The 19457-nt window shown below is 43.4% G+C and carries 21 protein-coding genes; 10 read left to right on the top strand and 11 right to left on the bottom strand.

The features are described from left to right. Positions 1-168: 168 nt before the first annotated feature. From crr to cysZ, 5 genes are all read right to left on the bottom strand, one after another. Positions 169-678, bottom strand: coding sequence for a PTS glucose transporter subunit IIA (gene crr / locus HC752_RS19645; protein WP_190336897.1), 510 nt, complete (start codon positions 676-678; stop codon positions 169-171). A 40-nt stretch (positions 679-718) separates the two neighbouring features. Beyond that, positions 719-2446: a phosphoenolpyruvate-protein phosphotransferase PtsI gene (gene ptsI, locus HC752_RS19640; protein ID WP_190336896.1), complete on the bottom strand. Its 1728-nt coding sequence runs from the start codon at positions 2444-2446 to the stop codon at positions 719-721. 139 nt (positions 2447-2585) lie between these two features. Continuing rightward, on the bottom strand, positions 2586-2843 hold the full coding sequence (locus HC752_RS19635; RefSeq protein ID WP_101113636.1) for an HPr family phosphocarrier protein: 258 nt from the start codon (positions 2841-2843) through the stop codon (positions 2586-2588). Positions 2844-3147: 304 nt separating this feature from the next. Continuing rightward, a complete protein-coding gene (cysK, locus tag HC752_RS19630; protein ID WP_190336895.1) occupies positions 3148-4116 on the bottom strand; it encodes a cysteine synthase A in 969 nt (322 codons plus the stop codon). Between the two features lie 214 nt (positions 4117-4330). Continuing rightward, complete coding sequence (gene cysZ, locus HC752_RS19625) at positions 4331-5074, bottom strand: sulfate transporter CysZ (RefSeq protein ID WP_190336894.1); 744 nt, start codon at positions 5072-5074, stop codon at positions 4331-4333. A 336-nt stretch (positions 5075-5410) separates the two neighbouring features. On the opposite strand from cysZ, the gene zipA reads away from it, so the two are divergent. The 5 genes from zipA to cueR all read left to right on the top strand — a co-directional run bounded on the left by zipA (position 5411) and on the right by cueR (position 11060). Further along, on the top strand, positions 5411-6301 hold the full coding sequence (zipA, locus tag HC752_RS19620; protein ID WP_190336893.1) for a cell division protein ZipA: 891 nt from the start codon (positions 5411-5413) through the stop codon (positions 6299-6301). An 83-nt stretch (positions 6302-6384) separates the two neighbouring features. Further along, complete coding sequence (ligA, locus tag HC752_RS19615; protein WP_190336892.1) at positions 6385-8400, top strand: NAD-dependent DNA ligase LigA; 2016 nt, start codon at positions 6385-6387, stop codon at positions 8398-8400. 504 nt (positions 8401-8904) lie between these two features. Next, positions 8905-9900, top strand: a complete 996-nt coding sequence (locus HC752_RS19610; protein WP_190336891.1) for a porin — start codon at positions 8905-8907, stop codon at positions 9898-9900. 75 nt (positions 9901-9975) lie between these two features. Beyond that, positions 9976-10593 (top strand): YccT family protein, encoded by a 618-nt coding sequence (locus tag HC752_RS19605; protein ID WP_190336890.1) that lies wholly within the window; start codon positions 9976-9978, stop codon positions 10591-10593. A 68-nt stretch (positions 10594-10661) separates the two neighbouring features. Next, a complete protein-coding gene (gene cueR / locus HC752_RS19600; protein ID WP_190336889.1) occupies positions 10662-11060 on the top strand; it encodes a Cu(I)-responsive transcriptional regulator in 399 nt (132 codons plus the stop codon). Between the two features lie 89 nt (positions 11061-11149). On the opposite strand, the gene HC752_RS19595 is transcribed toward cueR, so the two are convergent. The 5 genes from HC752_RS19595 to HC752_RS19575 form a co-directional block, all read right to left on the bottom strand. Then, the gene (locus HC752_RS19595; protein ID WP_190336888.1) at positions 11150-11602 is read right to left on the bottom strand and encodes an NfeD family protein; all 453 of its coding nucleotides are present in this window, start codon (positions 11600-11602) and stop codon (positions 11150-11152) included. A gap of 1 nt (position 11603) precedes the next feature. After that, a complete protein-coding gene (locus HC752_RS19590) occupies positions 11604-12521 on the bottom strand; it encodes an SPFH domain-containing protein (protein ID WP_190336887.1) in 918 nt (305 codons plus the stop codon). A 192-nt stretch (positions 12522-12713) separates the two neighbouring features. Continuing rightward, a complete protein-coding gene (locus tag HC752_RS19585) occupies positions 12714-13568 on the bottom strand; it encodes a co-chaperone YbbN (protein WP_190336886.1) in 855 nt (284 codons plus the stop codon). 362 nt (positions 13569-13930) lie between these two features. Continuing rightward, positions 13931-14758 (bottom strand): SDR family oxidoreductase, encoded by an 828-nt coding sequence (locus HC752_RS19580; RefSeq protein WP_190336885.1) that lies wholly within the window; start codon positions 14756-14758, stop codon positions 13931-13933. Between the two features lie 75 nt (positions 14759-14833). Next, on the bottom strand, positions 14834-15748 hold the full coding sequence (locus HC752_RS19575; protein ID WP_190336884.1) for a TIGR01777 family oxidoreductase: 915 nt from the start codon (positions 15746-15748) through the stop codon (positions 14834-14836). Between the two features lie 408 nt (positions 15749-16156). Between HC752_RS19575 and HC752_RS19570 the strand changes: the two genes are divergently transcribed. From HC752_RS19570 to yfcE, 5 genes are all read left to right on the top strand, one after another. After that, positions 16157-16891 carry a DUF1538 domain-containing protein gene (locus tag HC752_RS19570; RefSeq protein WP_190336883.1) on the top strand — a complete coding sequence of 245 codons (735 nt, stop codon included), beginning with the start codon at positions 16157-16159 and terminating at the stop codon, positions 16889-16891. After that, positions 16888-17682 carry a DUF1538 domain-containing protein gene (locus HC752_RS19565; protein WP_190336882.1) on the top strand — a complete coding sequence of 265 codons (795 nt, stop codon included), beginning with the start codon at positions 16888-16890 and terminating at the stop codon, positions 17680-17682. The genes HC752_RS19570 and HC752_RS19565 overlap by 4 nt, the downstream gene beginning before the upstream one ends. Continuing rightward, entirely contained in the window at positions 17672-18022 is a 351-nt protein-coding gene (locus tag HC752_RS19560; protein WP_101113492.1) for a P-II family nitrogen regulator, read from the top strand. Before HC752_RS19565 ends, HC752_RS19560 begins: the two co-directional genes overlap by 11 nt. Then, positions 18019-18423 carry a CBS domain-containing protein gene (locus HC752_RS19555; protein ID WP_190336881.1) on the top strand — a complete coding sequence of 135 codons (405 nt, stop codon included), beginning with the start codon at positions 18019-18021 and terminating at the stop codon, positions 18421-18423. The genes HC752_RS19560 and HC752_RS19555 overlap by 4 nt, the downstream gene beginning before the upstream one ends. 190 nt (positions 18424-18613) lie before the next feature. After that, entirely contained in the window at positions 18614-19159 is a 546-nt protein-coding gene (gene yfcE, locus HC752_RS19550; RefSeq protein ID WP_190336904.1) for a phosphodiesterase, read from the top strand. Positions 19160-19174: 15 nt separating this feature from the next. On the opposite strand, the gene HC752_RS19545 is transcribed toward yfcE, so the two are convergent. Then, positions 19175-19453: a SelT/SelW/SelH family protein gene (locus tag HC752_RS19545; protein ID WP_190336880.1), complete on the bottom strand. Its 279-nt coding sequence runs from the start codon at positions 19451-19453 to the stop codon at positions 19175-19177. Positions 19454-19457 lie beyond the last annotated feature (4 nt).

The raw sequence follows: 19457 nt of genomic DNA, 5'->3' as shown, positions 1-19457 counted from the left end.
GAAATTCAGCAGTAGCTTGAAGTTCTAAAGAAAATTCAGACATAAAAAATCGGTCCCAGATACATATCTGGGACCGATTATGAAGACTATTAAGGATCGTTCAAGAGTCTTAAACGATCGGCATTAACCCGAAGGCAGCGTTTTAAATCGATGATGCGACTAAGAAAATTACTTAGTTACACGAAGTACAGTCGTTTCGCCAACAGATACCGCACCAGAAAGTTTGTTCAACTCTTTGATTTCGTCCATGTTAGATATAACAACAGGCGTTAGAGTTGATTTCGCTTTCTCTTCTAGAAGTGCGAGATCGAATTCGATGATAGTGTCACCTACTTTCACTGTTTGACCTTCTTCAGCGATACGAGTGAAACCTTCACCTTTCAGCTCAACAGTATCAATACCGAAATGTACAAACAGCTCAACGCCATCGTCAGACTCGATAGAGAACGCGTGGTTAGTTTCAAAGATTTTACCGATAGTACCGTTTACTGGAGCAACCATCTTGTCACCAGATGGTTTGATAGCGATACCGTCACCAACGATTTTTTCAGCGAATACTACATCTGGCACATCTTCGATGTTTACGATTTCGCCAGATAGAGGCGCAATGATTTCAATTGCACCAGCGTCAGCACTGTCGTCAGAAACCAGCTTCTTCAGTTTGTCAAACAGACCCATGTCATGCTCCTAAACGTTAATTTTATTCTGTTGAATTATATTAGCAGTTTGTTTTTTCTGCGATAAATTTTTCTACGTGTGCTTCAATCTCTGCGGCTGTTGGCATTTGAAGGGCTTCTTCTGCCATAGCTTTAACCTCTGCGAAGTTGGCGTTACGAATCACTTTCTTCACTTTTGGAATAGAGATACCGCTCATGCTGAATTCATCTAGACCCATACCTAGAAGAAGAAGCGTTGCGCGTTCGTCACCAGCAAGCTCACCACACATACCTGTCCACTTGCCTTCCGCATGAGAAGCATCAATCACTTGCTTGATTACGGTTAGTACAGCAGGTGATAGTGGGTTATATAGGTGAGAGATTAACTCATTACCACGGTCTACTGCTAGAGTATACTGAGTTAAGTCGTTAGTACCAATACTAAAGAATGATACTTCTTTCGCTAAGTGGTGAGCAATTGCCGCTGCTGCTGGTGTTTCAACCATAACACCGATTTCGATGTTTTCGTCAAACGCTAAACCTTCAGAGCGCAGTTCTGCTTTGTATTCTTCAATTGCCGCTTTAAGCTCACGAATTTCTTCAACAGAAATGATCATTGGGAACATGATGCGTAGCTTGCCGTGAGCAGAGGCACGTAGAATGCCACGTAACTGATCACGTAGGATATCACGGCGATCCAAACTGATACGAACCGCACGCCAGCCTAGGAATGGGTTCATTTCTTTTGGTAGATCCATGTATGGTAAATCTTTATCACCACCGATATCCATTGTGCGGATGATTACGGGCTCGCCATGCATCGCTTCTGCGACTTCTTTGTATGCTTGGTATTGCTCTTCTTCTGTCGGAAGCGCATTACGATCCATAAATAGGAATTCTGTTCGGTAAAGACCAACACCTTCACCGCCATTGCGGTTGATGCCGTCACAGTCTTTTACTGTACCGATGTTGCCGCAGACTTCGACGTTGTGCCCATCTAAAGTTGTTGCTGGCAGGTCTTTCAGCTTTGTAAGCTCTTCTTTTTCCGCTAGGAAAGCATCACGGATCGATTGTGCTTCAGACATTTCAGCGTCTGTAGGGTTGACGATAACTTTGTTATTCATCGCGTCCAGAATCAGCATATCGCCATTTTTAACTTGCTTGGTGATGTCGTTAGTACCAACAATCGCTGGCAGCTCAAGAGAGCGCGCCATGATCGATGTGTGTGATGTGCGACCACCAATGTCACAAGCGAATCCAAGAACGTAATCTAGGTTGATTTGTGCTGTTTCTGATGGCGTTAGATCGTACGCAACAAGAATCACCTCTTCATCAATATCACTTAGAGAAACGATGTTGATGCCAAGAGCGTTTTTAACAAAACGCGAGCCAATGTCGCGGATGTCGGTTGCACGTTCTTTTAAGTACTCATCATCCAGTGACTCAAGAGCCGTCGCTTGTTCTTCAATCACAGAATAGATCGCGTTATCCGCTGAAAGCTTATCATTTTTGATCAATGCTAAAATTTCTTCTTCTAGCTCTTCATCTTCAAGAAGCATGATATGACCTTCGAAGATCGCTTCTTTCTCTTCACCGAATGTTTCAAGTGCTTTCTGCTTGACAATTTCAAGTTGGTGGGAAGATTTGTTACGAGCATCGTAAAAGCGTTGTATTTCTGCTTCTACTTGATCGTCGGTGATGGTGTTTGTGTTTAGGACAATTTCATCTTCTTGAAGAAGCAGTGCTTTGCCAAAAGCAATACCAGGAGATGCCAGGATGCCTGAAATCATAGCCTTACCTTAAGTTGGTCAACAATAAACGGGAAAGTGTTTGACTAAAATGCTAACGAGTAGTTGTAGCGTAAAAAGATGTCGTATTCAAATAAAGCCATTTTGCGGTAACAAAATGGCTTTAATCAGAACTTTCTAACTAGTGAAGTTGGTCCATAAGAGCAACTAGGTGGTCTACTGCGTTTTGAGCTTGTGGGCCTTCAGCAGAGATAGTAACAACAGTACCTTTCACCAAACCCAAAGTTTGTAGTTTGAACAAGCTTTTTGCACTTGCACTTTTACCGTTAGAAGTCACAGTGATGTCAGCGTCAAAGCCTTTTGCTTCTTTTACGAACTGAGCCGCTGGACGAGTGTGAAGACCGTTTTCTGCAGTGATTTCTACTTGCTTCTGATACATGTGATATACCCCAATTGATTTATTTTTGTGTCTGTAGTCGGCAGCGTGTTGAGTATTCATAACCAGTGCTAGTCCAGAGGATATGAAAACGCATAACCGATATCAGTGTTTTCAACTTACTTTGCTTGTATTCATATGATACCGCAAAGTTGAGTGATTCTTTAGTTAGCGAGCTTCTTTTATTTTGAAGCGAAAAATAAAGCTGAGGTGATATTACCAAAGGTGAGGCAAGGATCAACCAAAAAGCCCCTTAACGGGGCTTTTTTAGACCAAAAATTGATTTCAACACAGTTTTATTACGTGCTTATTGCAGGTTTTCTTTCTCTGTGAATAGATCTGCAAATAGCGCGGTACTGAGATAACGCTCACCAGAACTTGGAAGAACCGTTACGATAGTTTTACCTGCAAATTCAGGCAGTTCAGCCACACGGTTTGCAGCAACAACTGCCGCACCAGAAGAAATGCCAGCTAGGATACCTTCTTCTTCCATTAGGCGACGAGCCATCTCAATTGCTTCTTCTGAAGTAACAGACTCAACACGGTCAATTAATTCTAGATCCAAGTTACCAGGAATGAATCCAGCACCAATACCTTGAATTTTGTGAGGTGCAGGTTGAATTTCTTCACCAGCAAGTGCTTGGGCAATGACTGGCGATTCTGCGGGTTCAACAGCAACGGTGGTGATTGCTTTACCTTTTTCGCCCTTAATGAAGCGACTAGTGCCTGTTAGCGTACCACCTGTACCTACACCCGATACAAATACGTCGATCTCGCCGTCAGTTGCTTCCCAGATTTCAGGACCAGTTGTTTTTTCATGAATGGCTGGGTTAGCTGGGTTATTGAACTGCTGAAGAAGCAGGTATTTGTCTGGGTTGCTGGCTACAATTTCTTCAGCTTTAGCAATGGCGCCTTTCATACCTTTCGCGGCTTCGGTTAGCTCAAGGTTTGCACCCAGTGCTTTAAGCAGTTTACGACGTTCAAGGCTCATTGATTCGGGCATAGTAAGAGTCAGTTTGTAACCACGAGCTGCTGCTACGAATGCAAGAGCGACACCTGTGTTACCACTTGTCGGCTCAACAAGCTCAATTCCAGCTTTTAGAGTGCCAGCTTTTTCAGCTTCCCAGATCATGTTTGCACCAATACGGCACTTAACACTAAAGCTTGGGTTACGTGATTCAATTTTTGCTAGAACGTTGCCTTTACTTACACGGTTTAGACGTACAAGTGGAGTGTTACCAATAGCTTGTGAGTTGTCTTCGTAGATTTTGCTCATGTTGATGTTCCTTCATTACACGGGGTAGGGTGCACGATGCACTCTGTGTTTATAGTGATTAAGCATAAGTGCTAATAATCAACCGAAAAAGAATAAATGGTTATAACTTATAGGGTGTACACAGTATGCCATTATCCGTTTCTTTGTTTGTAGAAATGGTCTAGTAACGTAATTAAAAGGCTGAAGAATGTCAGCCTTTAAGTCGCAGAAATCGTTATCTCGCATACTGTAGACGGTATTTATCCACCCACATTGCCGTCGCTCCACAAACTGCTACTGGCATCACAAACAGGTTGAGAATGGGGACCATGGTGAACAATGTCACCATAAACCCGAAACCATAAGATACGGATTGATTTTGTTTCAAATCATTTCTCATATCCTGAAAGGAGACTTTGTGGTTATCGAATGGGTAATCACAATATTGTATTGCCATCATCCAAGCAGAAAATAAGAACCAAAGTATGGGACCTACGGTCTGACCTAATGCTGGGATAAGCAGTAAGATGAACAGACCTAGAGCTTTGGGAAGATAGTACATCAGTTTTCGCCATTCACGCCCCAGAATTCGTGGAACATCTTTGAAAAGGGAAAGCATTGACTGATCACTTAGCTTTTTTCCCGTTAGCTTTGCCTCAAGTTGCTCTGCGAGCAGTCCGTTAAATGGTGCGGCGACGAAATTTGCAATCGTGCTAAACAAATAGGTAAAGGTAGCCAGTATGGCAAGTGCTAACAAAGGCCATAGCAAATAGGATAGCCATGAAAGCATATCAGGCAGGTACCCAAGCCAAGCATTAATCCATTGATTTAGATTGGAAAACAGTAAATAGATGGCTCCACCTATTAATAAAATATTTACTAGAAGAGGCAATATCACAAAGCGTCTGATACCGGGCTGAAAGGCCAGTTCAAACCCGTGAAAAAAGTATCCGACGCCACTTCGATTGTTTGTTGTCATAAATTTGATCTTCCTAGATTGCTCTATCAGGGATTCTAACGTATACCCAAGTAACCTCAAGGAGTTAGCTTGATAGGTTTGGTTCATTGTTTGATTCCGGTCTGACTCGAACGCTTAATGTCACTAGGTATAAAATACGCTATATGAACAGAAGCTGAAACTCGCATTTTTAGATAGTTTGAGTATAAAGCGTGCAGAAGGTCACGCGATGCTTGTTAGCATCGACACATATTTATTCAAATTTCTCAGAGAGTTTTGGTAAAGTAACACACATAAATGATAAATAAGCTGCAGCTTGAACACGTATTCAGCGATGCAGAGAACAGAGAGTGAAAAATGCAGGAATTGCGACTAGTACTTATTATCGTAGGCTTACTTGCCATTGCCGCCTTGCTATTCCACGGTTTATGGACAAGTAAAAAAGAAGGTAAAGCCAAGTTTGGTAATAAGCCTCATCGTAAGCTCGAAAATGTCGAGCAAGAAGAGCCCGATTATGCTGCGACTCGTGCGTTTGCTCCAGAAGATGATTTTGAGGTTATTCGCAAGCCACGCACAGAGCCAGAATTCAACCGTGAAGACGCAGAGAAAGAGACGCCATCTTTTGACCCACTCGTCGATAGTGACGAGCCTTTACCTTCTTTCTCGTCCATTGATGATGCTGACGTTGCAGCAAGAACTAATGTCGAAGAACCATTAGACTCTTCGGATGCCACATTATCAGAGGCCCAAGAAGTCATTGAGCCGCGTCCTCAAGAAGAACTTTCTCAAGTTGCGGAAACCGACATCCAAGCCAAAAAAGCAGAGCCAGAGAAAGAAATGGAAGTTCTGGTTTTAAATGTTCACTGCGCAGGTGCCACTCCTTTTGTCGGAACCAGTCTGTTTGAAAGTATGAAACAAAATGGTTTGCTTTATGGTGAGATGGATATCTTCCATCGCCATGCAGATATGTCTGGCACTGGTAAGGTATTGTTTAGTGTGGCGAATATGATGCAACCTGGCACATTGGCACATGATGATCCAGAAACTTTTGAGACAAAAGGTATCTCCTTCTTTATGACGCTGCCATGTTTTGGTGAAGCTGACCAGAACTTCAAATTGATGTTGAAAACAGCTCAGCAAATTGCAGATGATTTGGGTGGAAATGTTCTAGATGATCAACGCAATTTAATGACACCGGATCGATTGGATGCTTACCGCAAGCAGATCCGTGATTTTTACGACAGTTAGTATTGCATTTTACGGATAGTAGATAGAATAAAACAATCAGGGCTCAATTAGAGCCCTTTTTACTGAGCAAAACAGAGCAAGTTATGACTAAAAAGACTGAGCAGCGATATTCTGAATTGAAGCAAACCCTTCACCACCATGCTGTAAAATATTACGTGGAAGATAATCCAGAAGTGCCTGATGCCGAATATGATCGGTTGATGAGACAGCTCCAAGAGATTGAAGCTGAGCATCCTGAATGGGTTACGATTGATTCTCCCAGTCAGCGGGTGGGTGGACCAGCATTAGAGAGCTTTACCTCTGTTGCTCATGAAATCCCAATGCTGTCACTTGATAACGCGTTCGATGATACCGAGCTTCAGGGCTTCTATCGCCGCGCTAAAGAGAGAGCGATAGGTTCTGATTTTTCTACATTCAGCTGTGAGCCAAAGCTGGACGGTTTAGCCGTGAGTTTATTGTACGAAAATGGTTTACTCGTTCAGGCTGCAACTCGTGGTGACGGTACTACGGGTGAAAACATTACAGAAAATGTTCGTACCATTAACGCGATACCTCTTGTACTCCAAGGAGATGACTGGCCAACACGCATAGAAGTGCGCGGCGAAGTGTTTATGCCTAAAGCAGGCTTCGACAAAATGAACCAAGAGGCGCTCAAAAAAGGTCAAAAGCCATTCGTAAACCCGAGGAACGCTGCCGCAGGTAGCCTACGTCAACTCGATTCTAAAATTACGGCCACTCGTCCACTTAGCTTTTATGCATACAGTGTTGGAGTGGTTCAAGGAGGCGCTCTTTCAGACAGTCACTACGAGCGTTTTCTTCAGTTGAAATCTTGGGGTTTACCCATGTGTCCTGAGACCCAAAAAGTAGAAGGATTGGACAGTGTTTTTGATTTCTACAGGCATATTCTAACGATACGAGACAGCCTTCCTTATGAGATTGACGGTGTTGTCATCAAGATCGACGATATTGCCATTCAAGAGGAATTAGGCTTTGTTGCAAAAGCACCTAGATGGGCTATCGCCTACAAATTTCCGGCTCAGGAAGAAATCACCATATTGAATGATGTTGAATTTCAGGTTGGGCGAACAGGAGCGATTACGCCTGTAGCGAAGCTAGAACCTGTTTTTGTAGGTGGTGTGACAGTAAGTAATGCCACCTTGCATAATGCAGATGAAATTGAGCGCTTGGGCGTTAGAATCGGAGACAGTGTCATTATCCGACGTGCAGGGGACGTTATTCCTCAAGTAACTGGTGTGGTGATGGAGCGTCGCCCAGCAAGTGCCTCGGAAATTCTGTATCCAACAAGGTGTCCAGTGTGTTGTTCAGACGTTGAACGTCTTGAAGGAGAAGCGGTCACTCGATGTACGGGTGGGTTAATTTGTCAGGCACAACGAAAAGAGGCATTGAAGCATTTTGTTTCTCGTAAAGCGCTTGATGTCGATGGGCTAGGTGTAAAAGTCATAGAGCAGTTAGTTGATAGGGAAATGGTCGAAACGCCAGCCGATCTCTTTAAATTGACGGCTGGTGTTATCACCGTGCTTGATAGAATGGGACCCAAGTCAGCGCAAAACATTGTTGATGCGTTGAATAAATCGAAAGCAACGACACTTCCTAGATTTTTGTATTCGCTTGGGATTAGAGAAGTGGGCGAAGCGACGGCAGCTAACTTGGCGAGTCATTTCAAAACACTGGACGCCATTCAAGCAGCCTCGAAAGAACAACTTATAGAAGTGAATGATGTTGGTGAGGTCGTGGCAACGCATCTCAAGCGTTTCTTTGAATCAGAGACGAACCTAGATGTTATCGCCAAATTGCGAGAGCATGGTGTTCATTGGGAAGATGTGAGCGATAAAACGAGTGAACAGCCTCAACTGCTTGATGGAAAAACCGTTGTGATTACAGGCAGTTTCTCTCGCTTGAACCGCAATGAAGCAAAAGCAGCACTTCAGGCATTGGGTGCAAAAGTGACCGGGAGTGTATCTAAGAAAACGGATATTTTATTTGCAGGTGAAGCCGCAGGTTCTAAGTTGGCGAAAGCACAAGAGCTAGGCATTGAAATTCAAGATGAGGAAAGCCTTGCAGAGTTGCTTGGTCTATAGCCCAAAATAAACTCAATCATAGAATAAGGCGAGCTTGTGAGCTCGCCTTTTACGTACCTCGCGCCGCCATTGATGATCTATTGTGAATGAAGATATCAATTGTCAGTGACCTTTCTCTGGTTTTGACACCTAACTACTATTGATGTGTCTCATTTTCGAGTCACTTCAATTTTCTTTAAAAGAATTCTTACCTAACTCATTGAAATATATAGGCGTGAATCTTATTTCTAAGCTCAAATTTAATAATTGTGATTCATATCATTAAGTTGAGAAAAGTTTGCTCTCCTTCATATTTTTTTTAATAAAAAATAAGTTCTCATTGATGTTTCTCTCCACGAAGTTAGTCTTGCTTTCTATGGATACACACTGTGTATGCAGGAAGAAAGTCGATAGAGCGAATAGTATTTGGCTCTTCGATAAAATAGGAACATTACCCTTACTCGCAGCGGCCAACTTAGAGTTAGAGGTAATAAAAACAGCTATATCCATTTTTGGGAGTTTTCCATGGACAAATTTTTCAAACGTACGCTTCTTGGTGCCGCAGTTTCTGCAGTAGCACTATCAGGCGCTTCAAATGCAGCGATTGATCTAAACGGCAAAGCTGTACAATTCTACGGTCAAGCAGCTGGTTACATTCAGATCGCAGATAGCGGCGCTGAACTGAAAGATACATCAGTTACTGCAACAATCGAGTCACGTATTGGCTTTAAAGGTGAAGTTGAATTCGAAGACTTCGGACCAAACCTAGTTTGGCAGATCGAAGGTGGTAATGCTGACAACCAAGGTTTTGCGGCTGACAAATCTTGGACTCACGTAAACAATGGTCAGTTGGGTGCTCGTGATACGTTCCTAGGTCTAAGCTTTGACGGTGTTGGTTCATTCAAATATGGTCGTCAGCTAGTTGCTGCATACAACTACGTTGATTGGCCTCACTCAAACCCAGGTCTAGGTGACGTATTTGACTGGAACCAAGACATTGGTGCAGGTTTCCAAGACCGTGCAGACAACGTGATTCGTTTCGATTCAGCTACATTCAATGGGTTTAACTTCCAAGCGACACTAAGCGGCATGGAAAGTGATACAAAAGATGTGGTAACGAGTGTTGGTGCCTCTTTCACTAAAGAGAAATTTAGTGTTCACGGTGGTTACTACAACCAAAACGAAGCGAAGCTAAGCTACGGTATTGTGGGGGGTAGTGTATTCCTTGGCGACCTAACGCTTACTGGTGCATACAAAGCCATGAATCACGATTCTGTTAAGCAAAACGCGATCTCTGCAACTGCTCAATACATCATCGACAGTAAGTGGGTTCTTAAAGGCGGTTATGCGTCAACAGATGACGCTACAGGTCAGAAAGATTCTGGTGACGTTGCTGTAACAGCTCGCTTAGGTTACTTACTTCCAAGCACTTACTTGTTCCTAGATTCGCGCAATTACAAAATGGATAACGCGAATGACTGGGATAATAGAATTCTTGCTGGTGTAGAATACTACTTCTAGTCGAAATACCATTGCCTATCTATTTAGCGAGCACTATGTAGGTGCTCGCTTTTTTTTACACAATGAGGAAAGAGAATGAAATTGTTGTATAAGATATTGATCACAAGTGCTGTTCTTTTGTCTTTTCAGGTTCAGTCTGGTGTTAAAGTTCATTTTCATCGGGATTTAGCACCTGTTGTGATAGATGGTGAAGAGGTAGGGTTTAGTGTTGGTAAAAAAAGCTCAGTGGTGCTTGAAAATGGCATCAATCAAATTGTTGTCAGAGTATCTAAACTCGTGGCGAAACAAGGTGAGCACGAAAAATTTAATTCTGAACCCATAGTCGTTACTTTTGATGCTAAAGATACGGAATTAACGCTAAATCCGACGAAAGTCATTACTCGTGTCGAGCAAATCGGTTCGTTTGGAGACAACCCAAAAGTTGAGATGTTTGATAAGGAAGGGCACGCCTATTTAATTCAGCAAGGAATCTTAAAGAGAGGAAGTGGACTGACACGCGACTACGAACGTGAGTTAGCTAAATTTAACAAAAAAAATGATATCAATCTGCCTTCTGTTACAGCCGTTTCAAATACAACCTATACTTCGTTAAATGAAAAAGCGTCTTCAGCTCTTAATGATTTGAAACTTAACTTCGCGCAGCTTACTCCTACTGAAAAGAAAGAATTCTTAATGTGGGCAGTTGGTCAATAACATAAAGTTTATTCTTCAAAAAATAGCGTTTATAGTTGGCTGATATAAACAGATTACAATGCGTGGATATGAATATCAGCCAAGCCTCTAAACTTACGGGTTTGACCCCTAAATCCATTCGATTTTATGAATCGAAAGGCATCACTTCTCAAGCCATACGCAGTGAGAATGGTTACCGAAAATATTCGGAAAAACACATAGAAGAACTGCAATTAATTGTCAGAGCAAGATCGGCAGGGTTCAGTCTGGACGAATGCAAAAGTTTATTGGAACTCGCATTCAATCCAACGCGAACGAGCGCCGAAGTGAAAGCGAAAACACGCGATAAGCTTGTTGAAATAGAAACCAAAATTGCGGAGTTGAACTTGATAAAAAATCAATTAGAAAGTTGGATATCTGAGTGTCCGGGAGATGAAGGAAATGAGTGCCCGATTATTGATAATTTGTGTGGGCATACTCCTAAATGACCATGCGTCTCTTTAAAAGGAGGCGCAAATAAAAATAGGTTTGTTCGAACAAACCTATTTCATTGTTAGCGTTTATTAGGAATGGGGATTTACTCGACAGCTTTAATGGTCAGTACGATGCCGTCAACGGCGGTTACTTTAACGGTGGTGCCCGCACTGAGCGGTTGATCACTCACCGCAGACCACGTGGTATCACCCATACGGATTCGGCATTTCCCAGCTTGAATGTCTTCTTCTAAGCGAGTTATTTGCCCGACAAGCTGTTTGTCTCGTTGGTTTAAGTTTGTCTCTTCTTCATCTAAGACGTCCTTTTTGTGCTGGTAGCGCCACCAAAGCCAAGTGGTTACCAGTGAGAAAACAGCGAAACATACCCATTGAAGCTCCCAACTGATTGGAATGAGCAATTTTACGAATCCCACTAAGATGGCAGATATGCCAATCCACAATAGGTAGCCGGCAGTGCCGAGCAATTCTCCACACAATAGCACCAAACCTAGAGCAATCCAGTGCCAGTGGTTCATCTGGTTAAGGATTTCAATCATATTATTTCTCTTTCGAGTCTTTGAACATCTCTGCAATACCCGCGACAGAGCCCATTAAGCCTGTTGCTTCGAGGGGCAGCATGATGATTTTCCCATTTTCAGCCTGACCGATAGACTTAATCGCTTCCGTATAGCCTTGTGCAATAAAGTAGTTTACGGCTTGCATATCGCCTTTCGCGATTGCATTTGAAACCATTTCGGTCGCTTTTGCTTCTGCCTCTGCGGCACGCTCCCTTGCTTCTGCTTGAAGAATAGTGGCTTGCTTATCCCCCTCTGCTTTTAGGATTTCAGCTTGCTTTTGACCTTCGGCACGCAAAATTTCAGCTTGTCGAACCCCTTCGGCTTCTAGTACTTCTGCACGTTTATTACGTTCGGCTTTCATTTGGGCGTTCATTGCTGCCGTAAGATCGGCTGGTGGTTGAACGTCTTTGATCTCAATACGCGTCACTTTGACTCCCCATGGATTGGTCGCCTCATCCACGATAGAGAGTAATCGAGTGTTTATCATGTCACGCTGACTTAGCATTTCATCTAATTCGAGTGAACCCAAAACCGTACGGATATTGGTGAGCGTTAGGTTACGAATCGCATGCTCTAGGTCATTCACTTCATAGGCGGCTTTTGCGGCATCTACGACTTGGACAAAACAGACCGCATCAATAGTGACATTGGCATTGTCTTTAGAGATCACTTCTTGTGCGGGAATATCCATCACACGTTCCATCATGTTCACTCGATGACCAATGGAATCAATGAATGGGATAATAAGGTTTAACCCAGGTTTAAGGGTTTGGGTATAGCGACCAAATCGTTCTACAGTCCAGTTATTGCCTTGAGGAACGGTTTTTACACCAGCCACGATAAAAATAATGGCGACAAAAATAAGCACGCCAACAGTGATGAGAATATCGAGTTCCATGACTATATCCTTAATATATATTGGATAAACCAGAATACCGTGAACCGAATTAATCTGAAACTAAATTGATAAAACGAGTTTGATTTTTGCGCAGCATTCGGCACGTCAATACAAATGAGAAGGGAGAAAAATGTAAAGGCAGTGCCATATCGGTTGCTTGGGTATAAGCAATCCGCACTGCCCTGTGAGGAGTTAGTACAGTAATGAATACAGCTTTCGTCTATATTGACCTGCGGAGGCATGCCCTTGTCCAAGCGCTGCTAAAATATCCATAAAGGATTTCTTTAGAGTACCATCAAGTGCATTCAAATCTTTCGACAGGAAAGACCAAAGTAGCTCTAAAGCGTCTTCATCTCGACCTACTCGATGGTATTGCAAACCTAAGTCGTTCGCTAATTGGGCATCGTTTGGTGATTGTTGAAATTGTCGCTCCAATGCCTGAATTTCAGGGCTGTCGGCGGCTTGTTTTTGCAGGTCCAGTTTGGCGACTAGGCTTTTATAGTAATTATCTTGATATTCCAATGGGATGACAGACAAAAGCTGTTCGGCTGACTCAAACTGATTGGTTTCTAACAGGCAATCTACAGTCACTAATTTAACATCACCACGTTGTTTGAATTCCTCCTCCAATGTGGAGATATCGGCTAACGCTTCAATAAATTGTTTTGCTTGAATCTTTTCCTGAATTGCTTTGAATGTGAGTTCGTTTTGATTAGGCAAATGTTTTGTGAGCATTTCCTTAATTTTCTCAATCGACTGAGGACCACCCAAACCATCAACAGGTTGACCATTACTGAAGAGAGCGATCGTTGGCAAAGCCTGCACGCCAAATTGACCTGCAATCATTTGTTCCTGTTCGCAGTTTAACAAAGCAAGAGTAAATGCACCTTGGTATTGGTTAGCCAAAGCTTGTAAATCAGGAATGATTTGTGCGCTTTCTTGGCTCATAGGAGCCCAAAAATGTATTAGTACAGGTGTTTGAGTGGAACTTTCGAGTATTTGTCGAAAATTCTGCTCATTTAACTCAACGATGTAATCTGGCGACATGGTCTTTCCTTAATTGTGGGCACTTCCTATTAGGTAAGGGTAATGAGGCGAGAAATCAAGTGGAAATGCCACATGATGTGGCACTTGGGTAATAAGCGAGCAAAGGAGTAAGTCACAGAATTAAAATAATAAGCACTACACCTATGCTCAGCCAGTTTAGCTGGTTTAGTGTCATTGTGTCCTCTACTGGTATTGCTAGGGGAGACTGGTGAAGCTGAATCGTCTTCAATGTTAATATTAATGAGGAATTATTAACGTTTCATGACAGGGTTAAAATTAATGAGTAAATGGAAAGGTAATGGTCATGCCTTGTTTTAACCTGACTATTTTTCTCTTGCCGAGATTGTTTAAGCACTGATGACTTATGCCGCATTGGAAAGAATTTTATCCAGCAAGCGGGTAGGGAGAATACGTTTTAGGACGGCAAACACTTTGGTGGGGGTGGTGACTCGATAGCGAATTTTGGGTTTCGGTGACTCTATCGCATGAATAAGTGGGGCAATGATGGATTCTGCGGGTAAGGTAAATGCGTTACCGGATTTGTCATTGGCTAAGCGCTGAAGTTGTAATTCGTATTCTTCTTTATGGACACTCGATGCGATGGGGATCCATTGTTCAAAATGCTTAAGTGCGTTGGCTCTGAATTGGGTCTCGATGGGGCCAGGTTCAATCAGAGAGATATGAATACCCGAGCCCTTGAGCTCTAAGCGGAGGGTGTCTGTCCAGCCTTCGAGGGCAAATTTTGAAGCGTTGTATGCTCCCCGATATTTCATTGCCGCAAACCCCAGCACGGAACTGTTTTGGATGATTCGTCCGGATCTCTGTTTTCGCATGATTGGTAATACTTGTTTCACCAGTTCATGCCAACCAAACACATTGGTTTCAAATTGCTCTCTGAGCGCTTCAGTGGGAAGATCTTCAAGCGCGCCAGCTTGACCGTAAGCACCGTTATTGAAAAGGACGTCAATTTTGCCGTCGGTGAGTAGCAGCGCTTCTGAAAGCCCGTTACTAATGCTGTCTTGAACGCTTACATCCAATTGGATACACGTAAGACCTTCCGAGCGAAGCCTTTCAACATCATCTTGGCGACGACATGAAGCAATAACTGTGTAGCCCTTTTTATGCAGGGCATGAGCACAAACGTAGCCAATGCCTGTAGAGCATCCGGTAATCAGAACGGCGGGTTTCATTCAGTTTCCTTGTTAGGGTTGTATTCTGTGCTTTGAGGTAGTTTGGGTATAGTAACTGCGAATGATCAGCAGACCCTAATCTTGATGTTGCAAAATGTTTTTGAGTGCTGGCTCAAGACGAGAGTATGTGAATATAAAACCCAATTCAGTTAAGTGTTTAGGTTTGGCTCGAATACTATCAAACAGCAATGAGGAGGCTTCACCTAATGTTAGTTGAATCGCCCATTTAGGAATGAATAAGATGTGTGGTCGATTCAATATCTTGGCCAGAGTTTTGCTGAAAAGCTGATTTTGAACTGGGTGGGGAGCGCACAGATTAAAAACGCCACGTGCATAATCGGTTTCAATTAAGTACATGATTGCTCTTACCATGTCTTGCAGGTGAATCCATGGCATATATTGCTTACCGTTGCCTATTGGTCCCCCTAGCCCCATTTTGTATGGAAGGATCATTTTTTCAAGCGCGCCACCGTTGGTACCGAGTACGATCCCCGTTCTTAGTATGCATACTCGCGTTCTGTCTGATTCTGCTCGTTTGGCGATAGTTTCCCATTTTGAGCACACTTGGTGAGCAAACTGTTCTTGATGCACATGAAGGTTTTCATCAAAGGGGTGAGATTGTTGATCCCCATAATAGCCTACAGCAGAACCACTAATAAAAACGGAAGGTGGTTGGGTGCTCGCGTGAATGAGCGAAACCAGCTGTTTGGTAATGTCCCAGCGGCTTTCGCATATTTTTTGTTTTTGGGTATCAGACCAACGTTTATCGGCGATGGGTTCGCCAGCAAGATTGACGACCACATCGAAATCATTGAGATCGGAGAAAGCATCGAAACTGGTAATGTATTCAATGTTACCAAAGTCGGCGTGAGTGAGTGTCTCTCTAGCGGTTTCAATACTTCGAGTAAGAATGACGATCTGATGACCGGCTAAGTGTTTTACGAGTTCCTTCCCAATAAAACCGGTTCCCCCAGTCAATAACACTTTCATATTCTTCCTCACTGTCTTCTTCCATTCTTCATTATAGACGTTGGTGGCTAAGATAGATCAAAGTGGCAGTTTGAATGCGTAACGCTTTGAGAGCATAACGCTTGGACAATACGAATAATTGTGCACTACGTGGACAACACGAGTCATAAATAATTCCTTCTTAAATTTCACCACTCCAACAGTGTCACATTTTCTTACATATTTATGTGCCATGCTGTATATAGCCAAGTCATCTTGCGTGTCTTGGTTTACACCCTTATTAAAGAAGCTGAGATTGACTTCAGTTCTCTCTATGTCTTTAAGCTTGCCGTCTGTGAGTGCATGGATGAATTCTGAGCAAATACAGACGATATAAAGACGGTTCTTTGGGGTGCATTGCTTGCGGTTTAGCTTTATACAGGGGGTGTGATGGCTGCCATTTTTGCGCTTGCTAAGTCCATGTTGTCGAGTTTACGAGATCTGATGCCAATCATCTTGGTGATCGGATTTTTTCAACTGGTCGTTCTCCAAGAACCTCTTCCTAATTTATTGTCCATCTTGTTTGGTTTACTGCTGGTTGTCTTAGGGCTAACGTTTTTCATTTTTGGTCTCGAAATGGGGCTTTTTCCAATCGGCGAGTCCATGGCTCAGGCTTTTGCTCGCAAAGGGAGCGTAGCTTGGCTGCTCATTTTTGCTTTTAGTTTGGGCTTTGGGACGACCATTGCTGAGCCTGCTCTCACCGCCGTAGCGCAAGAGGCATCTGAAGTTGCTGCTGAAGGTGGGGTGATTGAGCCTACTGAAGAAGCGATGAAAAGCTACGCAGATGGTCTTCGGTTCACGGTCGCGCTTTCTGTTGGTGTCGCCATTGTTATTGGTGTTATCCGCATATTAAAAGGGTGGTCTATTCACATTATGATCATCGGTGGCTACATCGGCATTGTTATTCTGACGGGTTTTGCCCCAGATACCATTATCGGCATTGCTTACGATTCCGGAGGGGTAACCACATCGACGATTACCGTGCCGTTAGTCACAGCATTAGGAGTGGGGTTGGCTTCTGCGATTAAAGGTCGAAACGCCATGATAGATGGCTTTGGTTTGATCGCTTTTGCCTCTTTGCTTCCCATGATGTTCGTTATGATCTATGGAATGGTGTTGTCATGATCAGTGTGTCTCTATTTGTAGATACCTTTATCAGTACTGTGACTGATGTCATTCCTATCGCTTCTATTATCTTCGGTTTTCAATTTGCTGTGCTTCGAAAACCTATCGTCAATTTGACGAAAGTCGTCTTAGGGTTTGTGTATGTGTTGGTCGGGCTTTCATTTTTTTTGATTGGGCTTGAATTGGCACTTTTCCCATTGGGGGAAGCGATGGCTAGCCAACTAACCGAACCCCAGTTTTTGCAAGAATTTAAAGTGTCTGTTGGTCAGTCTTTAGAGTGGGTAGATTATTACTGGGTATATTTATTTGCCTTTTTTATTGGTTTTAGCACGACGGTAGCAGAGCCATCGCTGATTGCCGTCGCCATTAAGGCAAATCAAGTATCTGGTGGATCCATTAGTGTCAATGGGCTGCGAATAGCCGTTGCACTGGGTGTGGCAGTGGGCATATCGCTTGGCAGTTATCGAATTGTGGTGGGGGACCCAATCCACTACTACATCATTTCTGGGTACATCATAGTCGTTATCCAAACCTTTTTTGCACCCAAGCTGATTGTGCCGTTGGCTTATGACTCTGGCGGCGTGACGACGTCTACCGTTACGGTTCCTTTGGTGACGGCGCTGGGGCTGGGGCTTGCTTCAACGGTGCCCGGGAGAAACCCCGTGATCGACGGTTTTGGCTTGATCGCTTTTGCCAGTTTATTTCCGATAATTTCAGTCATGGGGTACGCACAACTCACCCAGTGGCTGAATCAGCGTGCTTCGTCTAAGGAGAAAGAAAATGCGCTTTAAACTCATCATTGCTTTTGTCGAAGAAAGCAAAACAGACGTGGTTCTTGATGCTGCTCGCGGGGCGGGTGCTACTGGAGCAACGGTAATCAATCATGCAAGAGGAGAAGGCGTTAATAAGAAACGCACTTTCCTTGGGTTGACATTAGAGGTTCAGAAAGATGTTCTTTTGTTTGTCGTTGAAGAGCACTTGTCTCGCCATATATTAGAAAAGATCAGTGAAGTTGGTGAGTTTGATGAAGCGTCGGGGCAGGGGATTGCGGTGCAAATTGATGTTGAGGATGCGGTTGGAGTCGCGCATCAAGTCGAAACCTTAACCAGTGTGGTAGAAGAAAAGCTATGAGTATGCAGATGATGATTCAAGTGAGAGAGGTCATGTCAAGTTCCTATGTCATTGTGGACGGCTTAACGACTGTTCAAGAAGCGATTCATTTGGCACGTAAACACCAAGTGAAAGCGTTACTGGTGGATAAACGCTATGAAGATGATGAATACGGTATCGTGTTAATGAGTGATATTGCGAAGCGCGTTTTGGCGCAAAATCGTTCTCCAGAGCGCACCAATATCTATGAAATCATGACCAAACCCGCCCTTTCGGTAAAACCAACGATGAACGTGAAATACTGTGCGAGGTTGTTCGAGCGTTTCGGCATTAGCCGAGCCCCAGTGGTTGAAGAAGGAAAGGTAATAGGTATGGTGAGTTACAACAACATTGTTATTAATGGCATGTCGAAAGTTATCTAACGAAGTAGTTATCTAACGAAGTGTTTGAGGTGGCTGCGAGCCTATATGTCTCTAGTAAAATAGGCTTACTTAGGTATAGAATCCTTTCAATTATTTATGGGTTTAGCGTACGCCTAAGCCCAATAGTTGAATGGGGAAATCTATTTCATGGGAAAGCTAAAAAATGAGAAAGCGACTGAATGGTAAGGCAATGAAGCTATTCTTTGCCTCGGATATACACGGTTGCGAAAACGCGACTGACAAAGTCATTGATGCATATTTGCAATCGGGTGCGGACCATTTCATCTTATTGGGTGATACGTTAAACCATGGTCCAAGAAATCCTATTCCAGAAGGTTATAATCCTCCAAAAGTGGCGAAAAAGTTAAACGATTACGCACAGCATATCATTTCTGTGAGAGGAAACTGCGACAGTGAAGTGGATCAAATGTTGCTCTCGTTCCCAATGATGATGGATTATTCTTGGGTATTGCTAGAAAGTGGGCAGCGGTTGTTTTTGACGCATGGGCATTTATTCAATACAGCAAAACGGCCGCCACTGAGAGAGGGGGATGTCCTTTGCCACGGTCATACCCATATACCCACTGCCGAGTTAGACCAAGGGATAACGGTGTTTAACCCCGGTAGTGCCACTTTCCCTAGAGAAGGATTCAAAGCCAGTTATGGGCTTTATGAGTGCGGATTACTGTCGGTGTTCACCTTCGATGGAGAGAAAATCGTTCAGTGCGAAGTATAGGTTGCATCCTATTTATTACTTTGAATCTGAATGGCCCAGATCTCTTTCTGGGTCAATAACGTCGCGAACCTTCTGTTTGAGCACTTTAGCTTCAGGGAAACCACCATCTTGCTTCCTTTCCCAAATGACTTTTCCATTGCAATGAATTTCGAAGCGTCCACCGGTATCGGGGTGCAGAGAAACGGTTTCGATCTCTTCGCTGAAGGTATGCAAGAGCTCCTGACTCAGCCATGTGGAACGTAACATCCAATTACACTGTCGACAGTAGTAGATATCGATAATGGCTTTTTGCATAAGT

This window comes from Vibrio sp. S9_S30, assembly GCF_014694455.1.
Lineage (GTDB): Bacteria > Pseudomonadota > Gammaproteobacteria > Enterobacterales > Vibrionaceae > Vibrio.
Note: the sequence above shows the minus strand (reverse complement) of the source record. Positions and strands in the feature narration are given on the sequence as shown.